Annotated in this window: 21 protein-coding genes; 10 read left to right on the top strand and 11 right to left on the bottom strand. The window is 62.8% G+C overall.

Annotated features, from left to right (window positions below; all coding sequences use genetic code 11):
* Nucleotides 1-59 precede the first annotated feature (59 nt).
* From NKH78_RS16215 to NKH78_RS16230, 4 genes are all read right to left on the bottom strand, one after another.
* Complete coding sequence (locus NKH78_RS16215) at nucleotides 60-1157, bottom strand: polyamine ABC transporter substrate-binding protein (protein WP_254819291.1); 1098 nt, start codon at nucleotides 1155-1157, stop codon at nucleotides 60-62.
* A 351-nt stretch (nucleotides 1158-1508) separates the two neighbouring features.
* Nucleotides 1509-2462 (bottom strand): DMT family transporter, encoded by a 954-nt coding sequence (locus NKH78_RS16220; protein WP_352739978.1) that lies wholly within the window; start codon nucleotides 2460-2462, stop codon nucleotides 1509-1511.
* A 182-nt stretch (nucleotides 2463-2644) separates the two neighbouring features.
* Nucleotides 2645-3502, bottom strand: coding sequence for a DUF2167 domain-containing protein (locus tag NKH78_RS16225; protein WP_352644204.1), 858 nt, complete (start codon nucleotides 3500-3502; stop codon nucleotides 2645-2647).
* A gap of 241 nt (nucleotides 3503-3743) precedes the next feature.
* Nucleotides 3744-5195: a helix-turn-helix domain-containing protein gene (locus NKH78_RS16230; RefSeq protein WP_352739980.1), complete on the bottom strand. Its 1452-nt coding sequence runs from the start codon at nucleotides 5193-5195 to the stop codon at nucleotides 3744-3746.
* Nucleotides 5196-5433: 238 nt separating this feature from the next.
* On the opposite strand from NKH78_RS16230, the gene aceA reads away from it, so the two are divergent.
* Both aceA and NKH78_RS16240 read left to right on the top strand, forming a co-directional pair.
* On the top strand, nucleotides 5434-6723 hold the full coding sequence (gene aceA / locus NKH78_RS16235; protein ID WP_352739982.1) for an isocitrate lyase: 1290 nt from the start codon (nucleotides 5434-5436) through the stop codon (nucleotides 6721-6723).
* Between the two features lie 70 nt (nucleotides 6724-6793).
* Nucleotides 6794-7036: an SMc00767 family acetate metabolism repressor gene (locus NKH78_RS16240; RefSeq protein WP_023719402.1), complete on the top strand. Its 243-nt coding sequence runs from the start codon at nucleotides 6794-6796 to the stop codon at nucleotides 7034-7036.
* 65 nt (nucleotides 7037-7101) lie between these two features.
* Here NKH78_RS16240 and NKH78_RS16245 read toward each other — a convergent pair whose 3' ends face one another.
* Complete coding sequence (locus NKH78_RS16245; protein WP_352739984.1) at nucleotides 7102-7563, bottom strand: RidA family protein; 462 nt, start codon at nucleotides 7561-7563, stop codon at nucleotides 7102-7104.
* Nucleotides 7564-7994: 431 nt separating this feature from the next.
* Between NKH78_RS16245 and NKH78_RS16250 the strand changes: the two genes are divergently transcribed.
* Entirely contained in the window at nucleotides 7995-8384 is a 390-nt protein-coding gene (locus NKH78_RS16250) for an ANTAR domain-containing protein (RefSeq protein ID WP_352702151.1), read from the top strand.
* Nucleotides 8385-8416: 32 nt separating this feature from the next.
* Here the strand turns inward: NKH78_RS16250 and NKH78_RS16255 are convergent, their stop codons facing one another.
* Nucleotides 8417-9133, bottom strand: coding sequence for an HAD family hydrolase (locus tag NKH78_RS16255; RefSeq protein WP_352883406.1), 717 nt, complete (start codon nucleotides 9131-9133; stop codon nucleotides 8417-8419).
* Nucleotides 9134-9300: 167 nt separating this feature from the next.
* On the opposite strand from NKH78_RS16255, the gene NKH78_RS16260 reads away from it, so the two are divergent.
* The 3 genes from NKH78_RS16260 (at nucleotide 9301) to NKH78_RS16270 (ending at nucleotide 13223) form a co-directional block, all read left to right on the top strand.
* On the top strand, nucleotides 9301-10734 hold the full coding sequence (locus tag NKH78_RS16260; protein WP_352475854.1) for a glutamine synthetase family protein: 1434 nt from the start codon (nucleotides 9301-9303) through the stop codon (nucleotides 10732-10734).
* Nucleotides 10735-10874: 140 nt separating this feature from the next.
* Nucleotides 10875-12161 (top strand): NAD(P)/FAD-dependent oxidoreductase, encoded by a 1287-nt coding sequence (locus NKH78_RS16265; protein WP_352883281.1) that lies wholly within the window; start codon nucleotides 10875-10877, stop codon nucleotides 12159-12161.
* Nucleotides 12162-12419: 258 nt separating this feature from the next.
* Nucleotides 12420-13223, top strand: coding sequence for an SH3 domain-containing protein (locus tag NKH78_RS16270; protein ID WP_352883283.1), 804 nt, complete (start codon nucleotides 12420-12422; stop codon nucleotides 13221-13223).
* Between the two features lie 63 nt (nucleotides 13224-13286).
* Here the strand turns inward: NKH78_RS16270 and NKH78_RS16275 are convergent, their stop codons facing one another.
* Complete coding sequence (locus tag NKH78_RS16275) at nucleotides 13287-14033, bottom strand: SDR family oxidoreductase (RefSeq protein ID WP_352883285.1); 747 nt, start codon at nucleotides 14031-14033, stop codon at nucleotides 13287-13289.
* 272 nt (nucleotides 14034-14305) lie between these two features.
* On the opposite strand from NKH78_RS16275, the gene zwf reads away from it, so the two are divergent.
* The 3 genes from zwf to edd all read left to right on the top strand — a co-directional run bounded on the left by zwf (nucleotide 14306) and on the right by edd (nucleotide 18366).
* Nucleotides 14306-15775, top strand: a complete 1470-nt coding sequence (gene zwf, locus NKH78_RS16280; RefSeq protein WP_352879787.1) for a glucose-6-phosphate dehydrogenase — start codon at nucleotides 14306-14308, stop codon at nucleotides 15773-15775.
* Nucleotides 15757-16470, top strand: a complete 714-nt coding sequence (gene pgl, locus NKH78_RS16285) for a 6-phosphogluconolactonase (RefSeq protein WP_352883287.1) — start codon at nucleotides 15757-15759, stop codon at nucleotides 16468-16470. Before zwf ends, pgl begins: the two co-directional genes overlap by 19 nt.
* Before the next feature lie 72 nt (nucleotides 16471-16542).
* The gene (gene edd, locus NKH78_RS16290; protein WP_352644218.1) at nucleotides 16543-18366 is read left to right on the top strand and encodes a phosphogluconate dehydratase; all 1824 of its coding nucleotides are present in this window, start codon (nucleotides 16543-16545) and stop codon (nucleotides 18364-18366) included.
* A 47-nt stretch (nucleotides 18367-18413) separates the two neighbouring features.
* On the opposite strand, the gene NKH78_RS16295 is transcribed toward edd, so the two are convergent.
* The 4 genes from NKH78_RS16295 to NKH78_RS16310 all read right to left on the bottom strand — a co-directional run bounded on the left by NKH78_RS16295 (nucleotide 18414) and on the right by NKH78_RS16310 (nucleotide 23046).
* Nucleotides 18414-20081 carry a vWA domain-containing protein gene (locus tag NKH78_RS16295; RefSeq protein ID WP_352883289.1) on the bottom strand — a complete coding sequence of 556 codons (1668 nt, stop codon included), beginning with the start codon at nucleotides 20079-20081 and terminating at the stop codon, nucleotides 18414-18416.
* Nucleotides 20082-20192: 111 nt separating this feature from the next.
* A complete protein-coding gene (locus NKH78_RS16300; RefSeq protein WP_254820541.1) occupies nucleotides 20193-21191 on the bottom strand; it encodes a GlxA family transcriptional regulator in 999 nt (332 codons plus the stop codon).
* A gap of 16 nt (nucleotides 21192-21207) precedes the next feature.
* Nucleotides 21208-22107, bottom strand: a complete 900-nt coding sequence (gene folD / locus NKH78_RS16305) for a bifunctional methylenetetrahydrofolate dehydrogenase/methenyltetrahydrofolate cyclohydrolase FolD (RefSeq protein ID WP_352644222.1) — start codon at nucleotides 22105-22107, stop codon at nucleotides 21208-21210.
* A gap of 201 nt (nucleotides 22108-22308) precedes the next feature.
* On the bottom strand, nucleotides 22309-23046 hold the full coding sequence (locus NKH78_RS16310) for a hypothetical protein (protein WP_352702158.1): 738 nt from the start codon (nucleotides 23044-23046) through the stop codon (nucleotides 22309-22311).
* A 224-nt stretch (nucleotides 23047-23270) separates the two neighbouring features.
* On the opposite strand from NKH78_RS16310, the gene proC reads away from it, so the two are divergent.
* Entirely contained in the window at nucleotides 23271-24086 is an 816-nt protein-coding gene (proC, locus tag NKH78_RS16315; RefSeq protein WP_352644226.1) for a pyrroline-5-carboxylate reductase, read from the top strand.
* Nucleotides 24087-24099: the final 13 nt, after the last annotated feature.

A 24099-nucleotide genomic window follows, 5' to 3' on the forward strand; every position in this document is an offset into this window, starting at 1 on the left:
GCTGCTTGCCCCATGAGAAAGCGGGCCCGGCAGCCGGCTGCCGGGGCCTGGTCAGATTGTTATTGGCCAGTGACGATCTTGGTCCAGGTGCGGGTGATGATGCGCTGGGTCTTGGGATCGTAAGGCGAGACGGTGTAGAGCTTCTGCAAGGTGGCGGCGTCTGGATAGATCGCCGGATCTTCCAGGATCGCCTTGTCGATGAACTGCTGCGAAGCCTTGTTGCCGTTGGCGTAGAGCACATAGTTCGACGATTTGGCGATCACTTCGGGCTTCATCATGTAGTTCAGGAACTCATGCGCTTCGGCGACATGCTGCGCGTCGGCCGGGATCGCCATCTGGTCGAACCACATCTGCGCACCTTCCTTCGGCACGGAGTAGCCGATCTCGACGCCCTGCTTGGCTTCGTCGGCGCGGTTGCGGGCCTGGAAGACGTCACCCGACCAGCCAACCGCCAGGCAGATGTCGCCATTGGCAAGAGCGTTGATGTATTCGGACGAGTGGAACTTGCGGATATAGGGCCGGACCTTCAGCAATGTTTCTTCGGCCTTGGCGATCTCATCGGGCGATGTGCTGTTCGGGTCGAGGCCCAGATATTTCAATGCCGCCGGTATGATGTCGGCCGGCGAATCCAGCACATAGACGCCGCAGTCCTTCAATTTGGCCAGGCTTTCGGGATTGAAGAACACGTCCCAGCTGTCGATCTTGTCGGTGCCGAGCGCTGCCTGCACCTTCTTGATGTTGTAGCCGATGCCGACAGTACCCCACATGTAGTTGATCGAATATTCGTTGCCGGGATCATATTTGGCGGTCCGTTCCATGACCGTGTCCCACATATTGGAAATGTTCGGCAGTTTCGACTTGTCGAGCTTCTGGAACACACCCGCCTGGATCTGGCGTGCAAGGAAATTGCCGCTCGGCACGACGACATCGTAGCCGCTGCCGCCGGCGAGCAGCTTCGTTTCCAGGATCTCGTTGGAATCGAAAGTGTCGTAGACGACCTTGATGCCGGTTTCCTTGGTGAAGTCGTCGATGATCGAACTGTCGATATAGTCCGACCAGTTGAACACGTTGACGACGCGATCCTCGGCATGCGCGCCTAGGGTGAAAACTGCCAGAAACGCCGAAGTCGCCGAAAGCCAGAGCGCTTTGCGGGTCATGCTATTCTCCTTTGATGAGTGTTCCGTCGCCAGCTCGTCGCGGCGTTCGCGCGGCTGGGCATTTGCTTCAGGGTATTGGGCTTGCAGGCAGGCGACAAGCGCGAATTGCCGGCGCCATTATGGTTCGGCGACGAGGCGACAGCGAAGACTTGGCGTGGCGTTGCTGGTGTTCCGGCGCCGTCGGAAGCTTTCGCTACGGCGCGGGCAGGGAGACGACGATGTTGTCCGGCCTCGATGCGGCCGGCATGGAGACTTGGCAAGATACGCCTGTCTTGTTGTTGCCTGATCGCAGCCTGCCCGCGCGGCCGCGACATTGTCAATGGTTCATCTCGCTTTGACGCGTGCGCTGCATCAATTAGGCGACGGCACACCGGTGACGCCCGCTCGCGCGGGCCGCGTCTGACGCTTGAATTCGAGCCCGATATGGACGAGCAGCGCGGTGACGACGACCGCACCGCCGAGGATGGTGCGCGCCGACGGCATCTCGGAATGGATGAGCCAGACCCAGATCGGGCCAAGGATCGGTTCGAACGTGCCGAGCAGCGCCGCGACGGCGGCCGGAACAAGCCGGGCGCCGGTGGCGAAGAAGGCGAGGCCGAGTCCCAGATTGATCACGCCAAAGGCAAAGAGAAAGCCCATGTCGTGGCTCGAGACGCCGAGGGCCGACGCTTGCGATGCCGCAAAGGCGGCCGCCAGCATCGTGCCGAGGCAAGTCGCCGGGGTCATGCGCACATGGGCAAAGCGGCGCGTGATGACGGTGGCGACCGAGAACATGACGGCGATGAGCAGCGCCAGCCCGTCACCGATCGGCGATACCGCGCCATCGAGCGATTCCGACACCATGATGGCGACACCGGCAATGACGGCGGCAATCGCCAACCAGGTCGCCACCGCCACCCGTTCACGAAACAGCGCCCAGGCAAACAGCGCCGCCAGAAGCGGCACGCCGGCCTGCATCAACAGGATGTTGGCGACGGTGGTATAGGCAAGCGCGACGACGAAAGAGGTCGACGCCGTGGCGAAGCAGAACGCCACCGCAAGGCCGGCCAGGCCCATGCCACGAAACAGCTTCAGCGTGCCACGCCAGCCGTCGCGCCAGACCATGAAGCAGAGCAGGAAGGCAGCGGCCCAGACTGAGCGCCAGAACACCACCGTCCAGCTGTCAGTGTTGTCGATGAAGCGCGCAATTGTGCCGCCAAAACTCCACATCAGCGCCGACAGGAATACCAGCAGGAAACCGACGCGTTCCCCTTGCGGCGACACGATCGGCGAGGCGGCAACCGGAGATGATGCGGTATCGGTCATGGGTGCGACTGTCGGCGAATTCGGAGCAGCACGACGGGCAATGGACGACAGAGACGTGCCTCATTCGCGTAACGCAAAGCAGAAGGCCGGGCGTGATCCAGTTCAATGTTCCGTTTGGCGCACTGATGAGGGCGCCTCGCCCTCGCCCGGCGATGATCCGAGGCGACCTGTCGACGATCGCTTTAGGACGTGCCCCTGTTGCCGCGGATAAAGCGCCAGAGACCGGCCAGCGGAACCAGCAGGAGCAGGCCAAACTTTTTCAGCGCGATCAGCGCCACGACCAGAAAACCTGCTTTCGCCGCCAGCTTTCCGGCAATCAGGCCACCGACGCCAATCGCCGCAACCGTATCGACGCCCGGCACGAAATCGGCGTATGTCTTGCCGGTGTTGAAGTCCGCGAGGCCAAGCACTTCATCCAGGCTTTGCCTTATCTCCGGCAATTGTTCCACCGTCGCGATATAGCTCATCACGAAGACGCCCTCCCTGCCAAGGAAACGGACGTCGTAGTTGAGCGTATGGGCGGCATCGTTCCCAAATTGCAGCTCCTTGGCCCAGTGCAGGCGTTTGTGGGCCGCGTCATAAACCGGCGGCGACGCCCAGCCGATCAGCGTAATGGGCGCGTAGCCGTCCTTTACCCTCTGATCGTTGCCGGACAGAGTGTCTGACTGCATGTTGCGCAGCAGTTCATTGTAATCGATGGACGCGGCGTCACTGTCGTCGACGTAACCAATCTTTTCCCAGCGCAGCTCTATCCCCCAATTGTTATCGGCAATGGGATCATGGGAGACTGGAAAGATCATGCCGAGGGCATCGGAACCAGAGTCGGGCGGATTGCCCCAGGCTTCGGTGAGGACGGAGAGCGTGTCCTTCTTGTCCAGAAAATAGAACTTGTCCTTGAGATCGAGATGGATGCCTTCGGCAAGATTTATCGCGCCGGTCTTCGGATCGATCTTGTCCAGGAACGCCTTGCCGGCATCATTATACTGTTGATAGGACTTGAAGAAATCCGAGGACTTTTCAGCCAATGCGGGATCGGCCACCGAAAACGCGAGCGCCAAGCCAAGCCAAAAAACAGTCCTGCCCATCATTGATCCCCCGACCGTTGCGCAGTTCTTTTTTTTGATACCGTACTGTCAATGCTGAATCAATATTCGGCTGAATCAATATTTTGGCCGAACCAATATTTTGGCCGGCAGCTGCCAACCAGCTTACTGGTTGCCGCCGCAGGAACAGATGAGGTTCTTCGGTCGAAGATTCAGCCGCAATATTGCTGGAGCCGAATCACTGAAAATCGAATGCCGACAGCCCCGTCACCATCTCATCGAGGCCGAGCGGGCGTGTAACGGGTGGCTCGGCGCGGGCGAGGCAGCCGATGCGCTCGCACAGCCGGCAGGCAGGGCCGACCGGCGTCGCCGTCGCCGTGGCGCTCTGTCCGGTCTTGCCGATGGCGGCTGGCCTCGGCAACGCCGCTCCATAGACGACCTCGTCGCTAAAACCGATGTCGCAGCCGAGCAGCAGCGCGGTGCGGCGCGGCCGCTCGGCAAACGAGCCCTGCGGCCCCTCGAGCGTGCGGGCAATGCAGAGAAACGCTGCGCCGTCGGGCATTTCCACCGCCTCGACCAGGATCTGGCCGGGCTGGGCGAAGGCGGCATGGACCGGCAGCCTCGGACAGCCGCCGCCGAAGCGGCTTTGCGGAAAGCCGTGGCTGCCCGCCTTGCGGAACCGATTGCCGGCACTGTCGACCTCGAGCATGAAGAACGGCACACCTGACGCACCCGGCCGCTGCAGCGTGGCCAGCCGGTTCGCCGCCTGCTCGAAGGAAACGCCGAAGCGCGACCGCAACATGTCTATGTCGTAGCGGGTGCGGACAGCAGCGGCGTGAAAAGGCTGATAGGGCATCATCAGAGCGTGCGCGGCATAGCGGCCGAGCTCGAAACGCGCCAGCCGGCGGGCTTCGTCCGTGGTCAGCTTCAGCGCCTGGATCTCGGCGGCGACAGCGACGCTCATGCGGATCAGGCAGGCCTCCATAGCCAGCTCGCGCAGTTGATCGAATGGCGACAGGCGCTCGGACAGGAACAGGCGTTGCGAGTGACGGTCATAGCGACGGCGCCAGTTGGGCATGGTGGCGACCGGCAGTACCTTGACGACGATGCCGAATTCACGCCGCAGCCAAGCCTTCAACGCACTGAAAAGATCGTCGCCGGGATCGAGCACCGACGTGAATGCCTCGGCTTCCTCTTCGAGCGCGGCAAAATGATTCGGCCGGTGTTCGAAAATCTCATGCACCTCGTCGATCGGCAGCCGGGCACCGGAGAGTGCGGTGGCCTTGCCCTCGCGCGCGAGCAGCTCGTTGAGATCCGATAATCGCTTAGCCTGCTCGCGATAGGCGCGAAACAGTTTTATCACAGCGGCGGAAGCGTTGGGCGCCGCCTCGGCAAGCTCGACGAGTTCCTGGTCGCCCGGCAGTTCGCCGGCCAGCAACGGATCTGAAAACACTTCCTTCAAATCGGCGACCGATCCCCGCGCCTCGCCTTGCAGTTCGTGCGGGTCGACCTTGTAGACGGATGCCAGCCTCAGGATCAGTTGCACCGTCAGCGGCCGCTGGTTGCGCTCGATGAGATTGAGATAGGACGGCGAGATGCCGAGCCCTTCGGCCATCGCCGTCTGGGTTAGCCCCTTGGCGTTGCGGATGCGACGAATGCGCGGCCCGGCGAAGATTTTATGGTCGGCCAATCGACTGCCCTTGACAGAAATTTACATCCGCCGATGGCACGGCGGCTTTTACAATCATGACAGATTTACAGCTCCCATTAGTCAAACACAACACAGGTTTTCCCTTATTTTCTGGCTAATCTGGAGGTTTACCTCGCTTGCGTCGTGCCGGCGTGTAAATGATGTCACACATGGCGCACACATTTTTCCCTCTGCGACGCCATCCGAAAACCGGCATCAAACCCGCCTGGAGTGACCAATGACCGACTTTTACAACCTTGTCCCGTCGGCGCCGCAAGGCCGCTTTGATGGCATCGAGCGGCCCTATTCGCCGGAGGAGGTGAAGCGGCTGCGCGGCTCGGTGCAGATCCGGCAGAGCCTCGCCGAAATGGGGGCAAACCGGCTGTGGCAGCTCATCCATGAAGAGGATTTCGTCAACGCGCTGGGTGCCATGTCGGGCAACCAGGCGATGCAGCAGGTGCGGGCCGGGCTGAAGGCGATCTATCTGTCGGGATGGCAGGTCGCCGCAGATGCCAACACCGCTTCCGCCATGTACCCGGACCAGTCGCTCTATCCCGCCAATGCGGCGCCCGAACTGGTCAAGCGCATCAACCGCACCCTGCAGCGCGCCGACCAGATCGAGACTTGCGAAGGTAAGGGGCTGTCGGTCGACACCTGGTTCGCGCCGATCGTCGCCGATGCGGAAGCCGGCTTCGGCGGGCCGCTCAACGCCTTCGAGATCATGAAGGCATTCATCGAGGCGGGTGCGGCCGGCGTCCATTACGAGGACCAGCTGGCTTCGGAGAAGAAATGCGGCCATCTCGGCGGCAAGGTGCTGATCCCAACCGCCGCACACATCCGCAATCTCAACGCGGCGCGCCTTGCCGCCGACGTCATGGGCACGCCGACACTGGTCGTGGCGCGCACCGACGCGGAAGCGGCAAAGCTCCTGACCTCCGACATCGACGAACGCGACCGGCCCTTCGTCGATTATGGCGCCGGCCGTACGGCGGAGGGCTTCTACCATGTCAGCAACGGCATCGAGCCCTGCATCGCCCGTGCCGTCGCCTATGCGCCCTATGCGGACCTGATCTGGTGCGAGACCTCCAGGCCCGATCTGGGGCAGGCCAGGACGTTTGCCGAGGGCGTGCGCAAGCATCATCCAGGCAAGCTGCTTGCCTATAATTGCTCGCCGTCTTTCAACTGGAAGAAGAATCTCGATGACGCGACGATTGCGAAGTTCCAGAAGGAACTCGGCGCCATGGGTTACAAGTTCCAGTTCATTACGCTGGCCGGTTTCCACCAGCTCAATTTCGGCATGTTCGAGCTCGCCCGCGGCTACAAGGAGCGGCAGATGGCAGCCTATTCGGAACTGCAGGAGGCGGAATTCGCCGCGGAAGCCAATGGCTACACCGCCACCAAGCACCAGCGCGAGGTCGGCACCGGCTATTTCGACGCCGTCTCGATGGCGATCACCGGTGGCCAGTCTTCGACCACGGCCATGCATGGATCGACCGAGCACGCCCAATTCAGGCCGGCGGCGGAATAGCGGACAAACAGAGGGAACGCCCAAACTGGCATGGCAACACAACAGGCACGGCAAAACAGGGAGAAGACCAATGGCATCGATAAGCCGCGTCAAGGAACGGGCCGAAGAGCAGGCCACCAGCATGAATGTCGACCAGCAGGCGACCATCCGAATGCTAGCGAACGATCTGCACAGGCTCAATCAGTCGGTAATGAAGGCGGTCGAGGCCGGCGTCTCGGTCGAACTGGTGCGCTCGGCACGGCACCATGGCGGCGACGGCAACTGGGGCGACCTGCTGATCCCGGTCATCGTCACGCAACGGAGCCACGACTGATGAATTCTACCGCACCGCGCCTTTTTTGAGCGCATGTTATCGCACCCCGCACGCCGCGGCTCTGCCTAGTCCGGCAGAGCCGCTAGTGCAACGATTTCAATGACAAGATCAGGCTGCGCAAGTGCTGCAACGCCGATAACTTCCGAGGGCGGCGGGTTGTTGTAGCTGCAGTGCTTCGGGCAGTGCTCGGCAAAGAATTCGTCCAGGACGTGCAGGCGAAAATTGGGAGAGCTCAGAACGCCGCCATCGGGAAATGGCCCCTTAACAAAGAAGGTCAGTCTGATGAGATGGTCGAGCGCAGTACCAAGCTCTTCCAGGTCTGATTTGATGTTGGTGAGAATTTCGCGCCACTGCGCGGCCGCACCGCCGACGGCGCCGCCGCCGCTTTTGCCGATCGGATCGTAGTCCTCGACGGTCGCGGTGTTTCCGGAAAGGTAGACAAACCCCTTTGCGCCGGTAACGACCGTACCCTTTCCCCACGGCATCAACCGGCCATTTTTGAATTTCTTGTGAGTCACGAGTTCCATTGTCATCTCCCGTCGATCAAAGAGACGTGCTTAGCCAACGAGGAAGGGTAGTCCGCCGAGACGATACGACAAGCTCGCGACAGACCTGCCTCGCCTTCATCCCAACCTTTCGTCAACCCGGCTACGGCTGCGAGTTGGTGCGTTCGCGCTGCAAAGCTAAAGTTCACTGGAGTCTGCCCCGTCGTGGTGGCAACTTCTCCTCCGGGCGGCGGCAAAGAAAGCACTTAATTTTAATTTTAATGTTTCTTGCGATATTCTCCTGATATGCCATTTGAGCTTGACATGAGCAGTGATCTCACGCCAATTAACTCTCGAGTTTCAACCCTGCATTGAAATGTTGAACAACGGCCTGCCCCGCCATGTGCCCAGCGAATCGCGATATCGAGCCTGCAAGACAGCCGCCTTTCGTTAGCCGGGACATGGAGACGCGGATGCTGCCGGATTTCTCGCGGGTGCTGGTGGTCGGAAAATCACCGATCAACCGCGTCGTGGTTTCAAAAATCGTGGAGCGGTCCGGCCTCAAACCGATCTCGGAAACTCCCGAAACCGCGGCAAAGGCCTTGCACGCGCGGATACCCGGGACTGTCGTTCTCGACGGCGGCGCGGAGAACGGGGACTGCGACGCCTTGCTGTCGGGTATCGATGCACTGCGAAGGGCGTCAGGCAGATCGCTTCCGTCGGTGATCCTGCTTTCGGTCAAGACCGGCACTCCGGAGAGCCTGGGCCTGTCGAGCGTCGTCGATGCGGTGGTCGTCAAGCCGATCACCACCGAACGGCTGCAGCCGGTGATTGACCGGCTGGTCGGGGTCGGCCGCAACTGACCTCTACGGCGACGCGCCGACCGCAGACCTGATCAATCAATCTCGCCGATACGCTCGATCAGGCCTGGCAGTTCACCGAGATTGGCTATCTGGCGAAAGCGCGGTGCTGAGACCGGCGGCTCGACATGCTCCAGCACCCAGGTCAGTTCATGCGGCACGTGGATGCCCCAACTGCCGGCTTCGATGGCCGGCACGACGTCCGATTTGAGCGAGTTGCCGACCATCATGCCCTTTTCCGGGCCATCGCCGTGGCGGCTGAAGATGCGGCTATAGGTGGCAGCGTTCTTGTCGCTGACGATTTCGACCGCATGGAACAGCTCTCCCAGTCCGGATTGCGCCAGCTTGCGTTCCTGGTCGAACAGGTCGCCCTTGGTGATCAGCACCAGGCGGTAGGCGCCGGCCAGCTTTTCCACGGTCTCGCGCGCATACGGAAGCGGCTCGATCGGATGGTTGAGCATCTCGCGGCCCGCGTCGAGAATTTCGGCTATGGTTGAGGCCGGCACCTGGCCCTCAGTGACCTCGATAGCCGTCTCGATCATCGACAGCGTAAATCCCTTGATGCCGAAGCCGTAGAGCGCGAGGTTGCGCTTCTCGGCCTCCAACAACCTTGCTGAAATCCGGTCCTCCTCGGCGTGATCGGCGAGCAGTGCGGCAAAGCGCTTCTCGGTGATGCGGAAGAACTGTTCATTCTGCCACAGCGTGTCATCTGCGTCGAAGCCGATCGTCGTCAGTTTGCGGCTGTGTTGCATGCGGCCCATTAATTGCAGCGTTGCGGGAGGCCGACCCTAGACCAGGAAGCTTTTGTCCGGAAGTCGTTGTGTTTCCCCGATTATCGAGGCGCACGCCCGCCGGCTCCCCTTCCCTTCCGTCGTCGGCAACGGCTATACTCCACAATCTGCAACAAATCTGGTGATTGATGCCGCCTGCAAAAAAGGAAGTCCGTCCGTCGAGCCGCGGAGGACGGGCCCGCACGCCTGCCTTCGTGAAAAACCAACGTGGCGTCAAGAACTGGAAGGAAGTCAGCGCCTGGCTGGAATGGCGCGGCATCGAAGACATCGAATGCATCACGCCCGACCAGGCCGGGGTTGCGCGCGGCAAGATGATGCCATCGAAGAAATTCACCTCCAATACCTCGCTGGCACTGCCTTCGGCGGTGTTCATGACGACGATTTCCGGCGGCTATCCGGAGGACGGCAACGGCTTCCACTATCCGGAGGACGATGGCGACCTCAAGCTGATGCCTGACCTCTCGACGCTGACCGTGGTGCCATGGGAGGAAGACCCGACGGCGGCGGTTATCTGCGACCTCGTCCACCAGGACGGCCGCTCGGTCGAGTTCACGCCGCGCAACGTGCTGAAGCGCGTGCTCGCCGCTTATGACAGACGCGGGCTGAGACCGGTCGTGGCGCCCGAGATCGAGTTCTACCTGGTGCGCAAGAACCCCGATCCGGACTACCCGCTCACCCCGCCTGTCGGGCGCTCCGGGCGGCCGATCGGCGGCGGCGCCGGCTATTCGATCGCCGGAGTCAACGAATTCGACGAACTGATCGACGACATCTATCATTTCTCCGAAAGCCAGGGCCTGGAGATCGACACGCTGATCCACGAGGAGGGCGCCGGCCAGCTCGAAATCAATCTGCGTCACGGCGACCCGATCGAGCTCGCCGACCAGGTGTTCATGTTCAAGCGCACCATCCGCGAGGCGGCGCTGAAGCACGAAATCTACGCCACCTTCATGGCCAAGCCGATCCAGGGCCAGCCCGGTTCCGCCATGCATATCCATCAGTCGATCATCGACAAGAAGACCGGCAAGAACGTCTTTTCGGCGGAGGACGGCTCGGAGACCGACGCCTTCTTCCACTTCATCGGCGGCATGCAGAAACATGTGCCGAACGCGCTGGTGATGTTTGCGCCCTACGTCAATTCCTACCGGCGGCTGACGCAGTCGGCCTCGGCGCCGGTCAACAACAAATGGGGCTACGATAACCGGACCACGGCCTTCCGCGTGCCCCGCTCCGACCCGGCGGCGCGGCGCGTCGAAAACCGCATTCCCTCCTCTGACGCCAACCCCTATCTGGCGCTGGCGGCATCGCTCGCCTGCGGGCTGATCGGCATGACCAACAAGATCCAGGCCGAGCCGCCGGTTCTGACGACCGCCAACGAGGACCAGATCGACCTGCCGCGCAGCCTGCTCGAAGCCGTCGACCTGTTCGAGGCCGACGAGGAACTCTGCGCCCTGCTCGGCAAATCCTTCGCAGCGACCTATGCGGCGATCAAGCGAGCGGAATTCGAGACCTTCATGGAAGTGATCAGCCCGTGGGAGAGGGAGTATTTGCTGCTGAATGTGTGAGTAGTGAGTAGTCATTAGTGAGCAGTGAACGGGGCTGGATCGCACCAAGACCGTTACTGTCCGTTCCTATTCACCAACTACTACTCACTACTCACTATTTCTCTCCGCCTCTGCGAAAATCTCCGAGTCTTGGCTGCATCATGCCCTACCAATCCCCAATCTCCCCCGGCCGCTCCTGGTACGAAGACACCGCCGAGCCAAGGCCCGAATATCCGACGCTCGACGGCGACCGGACATGCGATGTGGTGATCGTCGGCGGCGGCTTTACCGGCCTGTCGGCGGCGGCTCACCTCGCCAAGACAGGCGCGGATGTCGTGCTTATCGAAACGCATCGTTTCGGTGATGGCGCATCCGGCCGCAATGGTGGCCAGCTCGGCACCGGACAGCGGGCCTGGGCAGAGGAGCTGGAAGCGGAATACGGCTTTTCCCGCGCCAAGGCGCTGTTCGACCTGGCCGAAGAGGCCAAGGCGCATCTGCTCGACTTCGCCGCGGTGAACCAGATCGAGATCGACTATATGCCCGGCCAAATGTCGGTGGCGCACAAGAAGCGCTATGTCGGCGACTACAAGGCTCATGCCGAGATCATGGCAAACCGGTTCGGTTATCCGCACATCTCATTCATGGATGCCGCGGAGACTGCCGAGCGGCTCGGCTCGACGCATTATTTCGGCGGCACCCGCGATACCGGCACCGGCCACATCCATCCGCTGAAGCTGGTGATCGGCACCGCGAAAGTCGCGACACAGGCCGGCGCAAAGCTTTTCGAACAGACGCCGTCGACCGGCATCACCTCTGGCGGCGGCAAGGTCAGGGTTGTGACGCCGAAGGGCACGATCACCGCCGCTAAATGCCTGATCGGGGTCAACGCCTATGGCGGCACGCTCGAACCGGTGAGTGCCGCGCATATCATGCCGATCGGCTCCTTCATCGGCGCAACGGTGCCGCTGGGAGCCGATTCCAAAGTGTTGCCGGGTGGCGAGGCGGTCGACGATTCGCGCTTCGTCGTGCGCTATTTCCGCAAATCGAAGGATGGGCGGCTGCTGTTTGGCGGGCGCGAGATTTACGCGGTCAACGATCCCAAGGACATCCACATCCACATCCGCCGGCAGATCGCCGAGATCTATCCCTCATTGAAGGACGTCGAGATCACCCATGGCTGGGGCGGCTATGTCGGCATCACCGTACCGAGAAAGCCGTTCGTGCGCGAAGTGATGCCCAATGTGATCTCGATCGGCGGTTATTCCGGCCATGGCGTCATGCTGTCGAACTTTTTCGGCAAGCTTTATGCGGAGACGGTCGCCGGCAACCGCGACCGGCTGAAGCTGATCGAGGACCTGAAAATTCCTCCCTTCCCTGGCGGCCGGCGTTTGCGCGCGCCATTGCTCTTTCTTGCGCTCAACTGGTACGCGTTGCGGGACAGGATTTAACCAGACGTTGCAGAATCCTTAACCTGGGCGCAGAATTCCCGCCAAGGGCGCAGTGATGCCACAATCGCGGGCGAAAGATGATGCTCGTGGGCAGCTGAACGGGGAATTTTGCGGGCTTGCCCGCTTTGGTTTGGGACCGATGCCGATCGAAATGCCGGCTCTCCGGCATGGGGTCGTAAGAACATCGGCCCGCAAATGGAGGTGGCAAGAGTGAGAGAGCCCTTCAGTTTCGGCGCGCCGGAACGACGGCGCCTTGCGATGCAATTCGGTTACGATATGCGGCCGACGTTCTGGCATGGGGTCCGGTCGAACGCGCATCTGGTAATCGCCGCGCTTGGCACGGCCGCACTGCTCGGCGTTGCCGCGGTGGCACTATGGCTGGCATTGCCGGCAAATGAGCGACAAGCGGCCGCAAGCCCGGAGCAGATCGTTCCGACCATCCCGGTCAAGACGACGAAGATCATGCCTGCCAAGGTCGCTGCGGCGCCGCGGACGACGGGCAAGGCAGATGCGGTTTCCCCGGCGGTTGCCGCTGCGGAAGCCGAGATACCAGCGCTGGCTCCCAATGATCCGCGCTGGACGGGGCCAAAGACGGCATCGGCCGCCGCCACGGCAGCATCCGACCAACTGGCAAGCCAGACCGAGCAGGGGGCCGATAAATCGTCCGCCGCCGTGGCGTTTGCTGACCCGGCAGCGAAGCAAGACGCTGCGGCACTGTTTGCCAAAGTGGCGGCTCCGGGTAGCTCGACGAAAAACACAGGGCCTGACGGTGCTCAGACCGCCGCCATCCCGACACCCAAGCCGCAACTGCCGGCGGCGCAGTCCGCGAGTGAGGACGGCGACGGCGCCAAGGCAAAATCCGGAAAAACCAATACTGCGGGTACCGGACGCATTCTGAGATCCGTCACCATGCGGATCGGCCCGAAGAAGAATGCTGCCGCCATTCTCACCGTGCCTGCCAAGACCTCGGTGCAGGTGATGAGCTGCAAGCAATGGTGCCAGATCGTCTACAACGGCAAGCGCGGCTGGGTGTACAAGAGCTACGTCAAAACCGGGGCGTAAGGCCGGCACAGCGATCGCGGGTGGCTTGCCATCAGCCAGTCCTGCGCCTGAGGACCCGGCCGTTCAAATACAACGTCCGCCGTCGACTTCCAGCGCCACGCCAGTGATGAAAGCCGCTTCGTCCGAAGCAAGCCAAAGCGCGGCATTGGCAATGTCGAGCGGCGTCGAAAGCCGGCCGAGCGGGACCGATGCGCGGAACTTCTCGCGGATCTCGGGTGTGTCGGCGCCCATGAATTTCGCGAGCATGCCGGTCTCGCCGGCAACTGGGCAGAGGCAGTTGACGCGGATGTTCTTCGGCGCGAGTTCCACCGCCATCGATTTGGTCGCGGTGATCGCCCAGCCCTTCGATGCGTTGTACCAGGTGAGGCCAGGCCGCGGCCTGATACCGGCCGTGGAGGCCGTCGTCAGGATGACGCCACCGCCTTGCCGGTGCATGACCGGCACCACGGCAAGCGCTGCGTGGTAGATCGCCTTCATGTTGACAGATGTGATCAGGTCGAAGGTCGCTTCGTCGACTTCCAGCATGTCACCGTTGCGATGAGTGTAACCGGCATTGTTGACCATGATGTCGATGTGGCCGAAGGCGCTCATTGCGGCATGGACCAACTCGTCGAATTCGGACCGCAGCGAGACGTCGGTCTGGGTCCAGATCGCCTTTTCGCCGATCTCGCCGGCAACGCGCTCCGCGCCCTTGGCGTTCAGATCGGCGACGACTACCCGCGCACCCTCCTCGGCAAAGCGCCTGGCTATGCCCTCGCCAAAGCCCGAGGCAGCGCCGGTGATGATGGCGACTTTGTTTTGCAGGCGCATGCTTTTCTTACTCATCGTTGAAGGCGATCGACGACGCCTTTGGCCAGGCCATCGAAAGATGTGCGTCCATCGACGATTTCTCCTTTGGCTTTCGCTGCCATCCGGCACTATGCTGCACCTGCGAAGTCTCCGGAAGCATCGCTTGCCGACAAGCCTCCGGCTAGCGCCCGTGTCAAGAGCACACGCGGATGTGACGCAATGGCACTGGCAAGTTTAAATCGATTAGATTATATCAGCCGCGTTATCGCGACCGGCGTCACAGCGGATAGACCATGACCAGCCAGATCATCCCCGTCGACCCCTTCGACTTCATCATTTTCGGCGGCACCGGCGACCTGTCGGAACGTAAGCTTCTGCCGTCGCTGTACCACCGGCAGCGCGACCACCAGTTTTCCGAGCCGACGCGCATCATCGGCACATCACGTTCGAAGATGACCGACGAGGAATTCCAGTCGTTCGCCAGGCAGGCGATTGCCGATCATGTGAAACCGGAGGATATCGACGCCAGGGAACTGAAGACGTTCCTCGCGCGGCTCTCCTATGTCCCGGCAGATGCAACCACAGGTGCCGGCTTCGACAGGCTGAAGAAGGCGATCGGCGATAGCGAACACATCCGCGCTTTCTATCTGGCGGTGGCGCCGGCGCTGTTCGGCGACATCTCGCACAAGCTGAAGGAGCACGGGCTGATCACGCCGAATTCGCGCATCGTGCTGGAAAAGCCGATCGGCCGCGATCTCGCTTCGGCGCGCGCGCTCAACGACCTGGTCGGCGACGATTTCCATGAAAGCCAGATTTTCCGCATCGATCACTATCTCGGCAAGGAGACGGTTCAGAATCTGATGGCGCTGCGCTTTGCCAACGCGCTCTACGAGCCGCTTTGGAATTCCGCCAATGTCGATCATGTGCAGATCACCGTGGCCGAGACGGTCGGCCTGGAAGACCGCGTCACCTATTACGACAAGGCCGGCGCATTGCGCGACATGGTGCAGAACCACATGCTGCAGCTGCTCTGCCTGGTCGCCATGGAGGCGCCGTCGTCGATGGACGCCGATGCTGTCCGTGACGAAAAGCTGAAGGTGCTGCGGGCGCTGAAGCGCATCAACGGCAACGAAGCGCCGAAGCACACGGTGCGCGGGCAATATCGTGCCGGCGCCTCGGCCGGCGGGCCGGTGAAAGGCTATGTCGAGGAACTCGGCAAGAACAGCAACACCGAGACTTTCGTTGCGCTCAAGGCCGAGATCGGCAACTGGCGCTGGGCGGGCGTGCCGTTCTACCTCCGAACCGGCAAGCGGCTGGCGACCCGCGTTTCGGAGATCGTCATCGAATTCAAGCCGATCCCGCACTCGATCTTCGGCGAGAGCGCCGGGCCGATCTCCGCCAACCAGCTGGTCATCAGGCTGCAGCCCGACGAAGGCGTCAAGCAGTTCATCATGATCAAGGATCCGGGGCCGGGCGGCATGCGGCTGCGCCAGATTCCGCTCGACATGAGTTTTGCGCAATCCTTCGACGGCCGCGCCCCCGATGCCTATGAGCGGCTGATCATGGACGTCATCCGTGGCAACCAGACGCTGTTCATGCGCCGCGACGAGGTCGAGGCGGCGTGGAAATGGATCGACCCGATCCAGGATGCCTGGGAAAGCGGCAGGCAAGAGGCGCAAGGCTACACCGCCGGCACATGGGGCCCCTCGGCCTCGATTGCGCTGATCGAACGCGACGGGCGGACATGGCACGAGAGCAATTAGGCGGCGACTACAACTGGCACGAATTTGCCGGACGCCAGGAGTTGGCGACAGCGCTTGCCGGCCACGTCGCCGGCCGCCTGTCAAAGGCGATCGCCGAGCGCGGCACGGCACTGCTTGCGGTCTCGGGCGGTACGACGCCGGCGAAATTCTTCGCGGCGCTTTCGACTGTTCCGATCGCCTGGGAAAAGGTGACGATAACATTGGTCGACGAGCGCTTCGTGCCGCCCTCATCTCCGCGCTCCAATGCCGGCCTGGTTGCCGCCAACCTGCTGCAGAACGCGGCCGCCGCCGCGAATTTCGTGCCGCTCTACCGCGCCGCGGCAAGTATCGAGGGTGCAGCGGTCTCCGACAGTGAGGCGCTGCAAGTGCTGCCCTGGCCACTCGACGCCGTTGTGCTCGGCATGGGAACTGATGGCCACACCGCCTCGTTCTTTCCGGATGCCGACAACCTGGCAAGATTGCTCGATCCCTCGTCGCAAAGGATCGTGCTTCCGGTTCACGCGGCAAGCGCCGGCGAGCCACGGCTGACGCTGTCACTGGCGCGGATCATCGATGCCGCCTTCATCGCGCTGCATATCGAGGGCGCGGAAAAACGCACCGCATTCGAGGCCGCGCTTGGAACTGGAACACGAAAGCCCATTCGCGCCATGCTCGATGCCACTCAAAAGCCCGTAGAGGTTTTCTGGGCACCCTGATCTCAACTTGGCTGCAGGTCCCGGCAACAGCCGGAAGGTGTTGCGGGACCTCGCCTGAAAGGACCGACCGCCATGACCGCAAGACGCGACATCGAAGCCATCACCCAGCGCATCCGTGAGCGCTCCAAGCCCGGTCGCGAGGCCTATCTCGGCCGCATCGCCGAAGCCTCGAACCGCACCGCCAACCGGGCCGTGCTGTCCTGCGGCAACCTGGCCCACGGCTTTGCTGTCTGCAGTCCCTCCGAAAAGGTAGCGCTTGGCGGCGACCGGGTGCCGAACCTCGGTATCATCACCTCCTATAACGACATGCTGTCGGCGCATCAGCCTTTCGAGACATTTCCGGCGCTGATCAAGGACGCGGCGCGCGAGGCCGGCGGCATCGCCCAGGTGGCCGGCGGCGTGCCGGCGATGTGCGACGGCGTCACCCAGGGCCAGCCCGGAATGGAGCTGTCGCTGTTCTCGCGCGACGTGATCGCCATGGCCGCGGCAATCGGCCTGTCGCACAACATGTTCGATGCCGCCGTCTATCTCGGCGTCTGCGACAAGATTGTGCCGGGGCTGGTGATCGCGGCGCTGACCTTCGGCCATCTGCCGGCGGTCTTCATCCCGGCCGGGCCGATGACGACCGGCATTCCGAACGACGAAAAAGCCAAGATCCGCCAGCTCTATGCCGAGGGCAAGGCGGGGCGGGCCGAACTGCTCGAAGCGGAATCAAAATCCTATCACGGGCCGGGAACCTGCACTTTCTACGGTACCGCCAATTCCAACCAGATGCTGATGGAGATCATGGGCCTGCACACGCCTGGCGCTTCCTTCGTCAATCCCGGCACGCCGTTGCGCGACGCGCTGACCAGGGAAGCGACGAAGCGGGCGCTGGCGATCACCGCGCTCGGCAACGCCTACACGCCAGTCGGGCGGATGATCGACGAGCGCTCGATCGTCAATGGCATCGTCGGCCTGCACGCCACCGGCGGTTCGACCAACCACACCATCCACCTGATCGCCATGGCAGCGGCGGCCGGCATCGCCATTACCTGGCAGGACATCTCCGATATCTCGGAAGCGGTGCCGCTGCTGGCGCGGGTCTATCCGAACGGCCTTGCCGATGTGAACCATTTCCACGCCGCCGGCGGGCTCGGCTTCCTGATCCGCGAACTGCTCGACGCAGGCGTCTTGCATGAGGATGTGCAGACTGTGTGGGGCGAAGGGCTGCGCCCCTACGCGGTCGAGGCCAAGCTCGGTGCGGACGGCGGCGTCGTACGCGAGGCCTCCCCGCGCCAAAGCGGCGACGAGAAGGTGCTGGCACCGTTCAAGAAGGCGTTCCAGCCGAGCGGCGGGCTGAAAGTGCTTTCAGGCAATCTCGGCCACGCCGTCATCAAGACGTCGGCGGTCAAGCCGGAGCGGCGCATCATCGAGGCGCCGGCCAAGGTGTTCGACAGCCAGCAAGGGCTGAACGAGGCGTTCAAGGCGGGGTCGCTGACCGGCGACTTCATCGCCGTCATTCGGTTTCAGGGTCCGAAGGCCAACGGCATGCCAGAATTGCACAGGCTGACCACCGTGCTCGGCATCCTGCAGGACCGCGGCCAGCATGTGGCGCTGGTCACTGACGGGCGCATGTCGGGCGCTTCAGGCAAGGTGCCGGCGGCGATCCACGTGACTCCGGAAGCGGCGGAGGACGGGCCGATCGCCAGGATCCATGACGGCGATATCATCAGGCTCGACGCCGAGGCTGGGACTCTCGAAGTGCTGGTGCCGGCCGGCGACTTTGCCCTGCGCCGGCCCGCCGACAGCGACCTCATAGGCAATGAATTCGGCTTCGGCCGCGAGCTTTTCGCCGGGTTCCGGCAGTTGGTGGGCCGCGCCGACCATGGCGCCAGCGCCTTCGGTACAGCGTGACCTTTTTTCGGCAATAAGGAAGAGCGGCTGACGGCTCTCCCCTGGATCTATTGAACCGTCAGTTCGGCTCGCGCGCCGGCCCTGACCGTTACCGTGCCTTCCTTCGAGCTGTTGTCCGATTTCTCCGAAACCACCGCGTAGTCACCGGCCGACAGGGTGGCTTCATACTTCTGGTCATAGGCGTAGCCCACCGACTTGCGGGTTCCGTCGATGTTCTTCCTGGCCTCGAATATCTCGATCTTCGAGGCCCCTGGCGCGGTTATCGTCAGCATGCCGGCGTTCATCGCGATCTTCAGATCCTGATGGTCGCCAACCTTGACGCTGAACGGCTGCTCGGCAACCGCAAGGTCGACCGTCGCGACCAGCACATAATCGTCGGGCGGCAGATCGAACTTGCTGTCCGGACCGTAGGCATAAGTCACCTCCCGCCTGGTTCCGTCGACGCTCTTTTTCGCCTGGAGCACCTTGAAGCCGACGCCCGAACCCTCGGCCTTGTCGCCGCCGGCAGCATAATAGGCGTTGGCGACGATACGCCCGACGCCGACGATGACGTCCTTGTCGATGACCCTGCCGGCGGCAAGCGGGATCGTCTCGGTAACCATGCCCTGGCCGATCGTGACGGTCACCTTCTGGTCGCCGGCCGGCAGCACGACTTTCGTGTCGCCGTAATAGGTCGGCGGGGTGTCGACGCCGGGATAGCCGACTACGACAGCCGCGCCGCCGTCAACGTCCGCTCCTTCGCTTGGCCGCGGGTGGATGACCAGCGTGCCGGCATTCAGATTGAAGTGCGGCTTGGCGGCCTGGCCAGGCTCTATCTTGATCTTCTGTTCGGCCCTGGCCTCGCCGGCGCGTGCGACGACGATATAGTCGCCCGGCTCAAGATTGCCCTTGTAGGCGCCATATTCAGTGGTGACGGGATCGCCGCGCGTGCCGTCGGAATTTGCCTTGTAGATCTCCCAGGCATTGCCGTCGGTGACGGGATCGCCACCCTCGGCAAGCACGACGGTGGGCACGAAATTGGACTCCGCCGGCTGCGCGGGCGCCGGCTGGGGAGCAGGCTGCGGGGCGGGAGCCGGTTCAGGGGCGGGTGGCGGAGGCGCGACGGTCTCGACGAGAGCGTCCTGCAATGCCTTTTCATCCGACGCTTCGATATATTTGCCGCCGGTGTTTTCGGCGAGGCAAGCGACCTGCTTGCCCTCGGCCGCCGTCAGGCCGAAGCCGACGACATTGACGGTGAAGTCGACGCCGGCAGCCTCCAGTTCCTTGCCGAGCGCACAGGGGTCGCCGTTGCATGTCTCGATGCCATCGGTGATGAGAACGACCGTCGCCTTGCCCTCGGTGTATTTCAACGCCTCCGCCGCTTGTTTGACGGCGGCGGTCAGCGGCGTCCTGCCCTGAAATTTCAGGCTGTCGGCCGCGGCTGAGATCGCACTGGCCGAGCCGGCCTGCGGTGGCACGATGAGTTCGATGTCGTCACAACTGGCCTTCTCGCGATGGCCATAGGCCATGAGGCCGATTTCCTCGTCGGCGGGGACCGATTGCAGTACGTTCCGCAGCGATTGACGGGCGATTTCGAGCTTGGGCTTGCCGTCGATCTGCGCCCACATCGAGCCGGAGGCATCGAGAACGATAATGACGCGATCGGCGGCGAAGCCGAACCCCGTCATCCACAGCAGCAGGGTCGCCGCCGCGGCGCTCCGCACAAATCCCACCATCGAATATTTCCCCATCAGTCGCCGCCGCTCGGCGCCGGAAAGCTATTTGACGCCGCGTCGCGACACAAGCCCGGCTGGAGCACGAAGCTGCGCCGCCGCTGTGCAAAACCCTCAATAGGTCGTGCGGCGTTCCTCGGAAGGCGGCCGGCCGAACTGCAGCCGATAGCTCTGGGCAAAATAGGAATGCGAGGTGAAGCCGGTGGCGATCGCCACGTCGAGGATCGGCATGTTGGTCTGGCGCAGCAGTTCGCGCGCCCGCTCGAGCCTAAGCCGCATATAGTAGCGCCCGGGCGTCACGCTGAGATGGCGCAGGAACAGGCGCTCGACCTGGCGCACCGACAGGCCCGCCGACTTGGCAAGCTGCACCGCCGACAGCGGCTCGTCGAGATGGTCGGCCATCAGCTCGACGATTCGGCGGAGCTTCTCCGACTTGCCGGTCAGGTCGCGCTCCGGGCCGACGCGCTGGCGGTCACCGGCCGAGCGGATGCGCTCATGCTGGAACTGGTTGGCGACGCCATTGGCGAGGCTCGAACCGAAATCACCGCGCACGATCTCCAGCATCAGGTCGATCGAGGTGGTGCCGCCTGCGCAAGTGTAGCGCTTGCGGTCGATCTCGAAGACGTTGCCGGTGCAGTTGATATCCGGGAAACGCTCGAGGAAACCGGCGCGGTTTTCCCAATGGATGGTGCAGCGATAGCCATCGAGCTGGCCTGCCTCGGCAAGCAGATAGGAGCCGACCGAAAGCGCGCCGAGCGCATTACCGCGCCGGCCCCAGCTGCGCAGCGCCGCCAGCACCTTGCTCTTGCCGGGAAATTCCGTCGTCAGCCCGACCGAGACGAACAGGATATCGACCGGCGGCAGATCGGCGACGGCGTAGTCGATCTTGAGCGGCAGGCCGTTGGACGCCATGACGGCATCGCCGTCGGCCGACACCGTCGTCCAGCCATAGAAATCGCGGCCGAGCAGCCGGTTCGCCGACCGGAACGTGTCGATTGCCGCTGCCAGCGAGAACATAGAGAACTTGTCGACCAGCAGAAACCCGAACTGCCGGCCGCCCTGAACGGGATCATTGGTGACCGGCCGTTCTAAGGGAACAGTGAGGTTCGGCAAGGACGCTGCTTTCTGGTCAGAAGGAAGGCCGTTTCAACCCGGCCGCGAGATAGGCGGAAGCTAGCGTGTTGGCCATCAGCATGGCAATGGTCATCGGTCCGACGCCGCCAGGCACCGGCGTGATGGCGCCGGCCGCCGTCGCTGCTTCGGCAAAGGCGACATCGCCGACGAGGCGGGTCTTGCCTTCACCCTTCTCAGATGCGGCGATGCGGTTGATGCCGACGTCGATGACGGTTGCGCCAGGCTTGACCCAGTCACCGCGGACCATTTCGGGCCGGCCGACGGCTGCAACCAGAATATCGGCGGTGCGGGCAAGCGCCGGCAGGTCCCTGGTGCGGCTGTGTGCGATGGTGACGGTGCAGTTGGCGGCAAGCAGAAGATTGGCCATCGGTTTGCCGACGATGTTCGAACGCCCGACGACGACCGCATTGAGGCCGGACAGGTCCTTGCCGCGCACCCGTTCGATCAGCAGCATCGAGCCGGCCGGCGTGCAAGGCACGAAGGCGGTCTCGAGCTCGCCGGTGCCGAGCTTGCCGACATTGATGAAGTGGAAGCCGTCGACATCCTTCTCCGGCGCTATGGTCTGGATGATCTTGCCGGCGTCGATATGGCCGGGAAGCGGAAGCTGCACCAGGATGCCGTTGATGGCCGGATCGGCATTGAGCTGGCCGATGATCTTCAAAAGGTCCGGCTCGGAGGTTTCGGCCGGCAGCGTGTGCTGAACCGAATGGAAGCCGCATTCCTTGGCGGTACGGGATTTGGATGCGACATAGACCTGGCTCGCCGGATCCTCGCCGACGATGACCACCGCGAGACCGGGCTGCTGCCCACCTTTTTCCGCTAGTTCGGCGGTCAGTGTCTTGACCCGCCGCACCACGTCTTCGGCGACGCTTTTTCCGTCAATCAACTCGGCCATGAACCACCCTCGACGCCTATTGCTAAGCCTGCCGCATCCATGCGGCGTGCTCCAGATATGTTTTTATGCAGGTCGTTGCCCAGAACCATGCGCGGGCGGGCGGACATGCAGCGCGGCATTTTCACGAAAATCGAGCCGGGCAATCCCGTCAATGCGCCGTCCCATGCCGTTAACTCGAAACCGGCATGTTTTATTCGACGCTCAGAAATAGCGGCGATGCGTGCGGTTTTCGGTGAGCTCGCGAACCGCCTCGCGGAATTCGCGCAGGCTGGCGCGGATTTCCTCGATCTGGCTTTGCTGATCGGCGGCTTCCGAGGCCTGAATTGCGTCCCTCGACCAGGCCTGAGTATGTGCCGAATGCGGCGGCGTGCGTTGCTGCGGATACGATGCCCGACCGGCATAGAGCGGCTGCGGGTAGAAGGCAGGCGACATGGCTGCGCTTGAGTTTGTCGCGGTGGAAGTTTCACCGGATGCCCTCTGCGCCGGCGCTCTGCCGGGCATGAGCCGGCTCAGCGCCGACAACACGGCACCGATCGGACCCGGACGTTTGGTGCGCGCGACCTCGACCGGCAGAGCGGGAGGCGGCGCTGCAGGGTATGCGGCGCGATCAGCGGAACCGGAATCGGGGCCGTCAAGGGAGCCTACGGGGTCGAAAAACCGATCGGCAGCTGTAGCCTCTTCCATCAGCATGGTGCCGGCCTTTGGCTCATCAGGATGGGGCTGGCCTATGCCGGCATCTGCCAACAGGATCGGGCTGGCACGCGCTTCGCGGCGCGAGCGGGCCAGACGATGGCGTGTGGCGGCATCCTCGCGCCATGACGGGGCTGTACGGTCCTCCAGGGAAACCAGCGCTGCTTCGTCTTCGTCGCGCGCTGCCTCGACGAACGACAGCAGGGACTGCTCGTTCCTCCAGTGTTCACGATTATTCCTATAAGCCATGGTTTCTGGAGCTTCCCCCTCGGGCTGGGACGTCGCGACCGCCACTGGTTAAGCGATGCTAAACACGCATAGAAAATAAAAGGTTAATGTGATCGCCGCGCGCCTGCGCGGCTACATGCGCATCCAACCGCACGGTCCGAGTTTCCGCCTGATCACAGTCCCAACGGGGCTTCCCCGCCCTGCCGCGAACGGCTATGGGAAGCCATCTCTATGGGAGGCTTTCGATGACGATCAGGCTTGTTCTCGCCGGTTGCGGCAATATGGGCTCCGCAATGCTTTCGGGCTGGCTGAAAGCCGGCAAGCTCGCTCCGGCTGCGGTGTTCGTGGTCGAGCCCAATGCCGAGTTGCGCAAGCGTGCCGAAGCACTGGGCTGCTCTGCTGCCGCGGACGCCGGCGCCATCCCGGCGGACGCCGTGCCGGCCCTCGTCGTGATAGCGGTCAAGCCGCAGGTGATCCGCGACGTCACCGCTGGCTATATCCGCTTCAACGATGGCCGAACCACTTTCCTCAGCATCGCCGCCGGGACGCCGGTCGCTACGTTCGAAGGCATTCTCGGCGATCGTGCGCCGATCCTGCGCTGCATGCCCAACACGCCGGCGGCGATCGGCAAGGGCATGATGGTGCTGTTTCCCAACAGGCTGGTTTCCGAAGACACCAAACGCCTTGTCGCCGACCTGCTTTCGGCAAACGGGCAAGTGGCCGATATCGGCGACGAGGGCCTGATGGACGCGGTGACGGCGGTCTCCGGGTCGGGGCCGGCCTATATCTTCCACTTCATCGAAGCGCTGACCGTGGCCGCCGAGAAGGCCGGCCTGCCTGGCAAGGTCGCGAAGCTCCTGGCCATGCAAACGGTCTACGGCGCCGCCTCGCTTGCCGCCGAAAGCGGCGAGGAGCCCGGCGTGCTTAGACAGCAGGTGACCAGCCCCAACGGCACCACGGCTGCCGCCCTTGCCGTGCTGATGGGCGAGGACCGTCTGACGCGCCTGCTCACTGAGGCGGTGGAAGCGGCGCGGCTGCGATCGATCGAACTGGGGAAGTAACAGCCGATTGCGG

Source organism: Mesorhizobium sp. M0910, from assembly GCF_040319465.1.
Classification (GTDB): domain Bacteria; phylum Pseudomonadota; class Alphaproteobacteria; order Rhizobiales; family Rhizobiaceae; genus Mesorhizobium.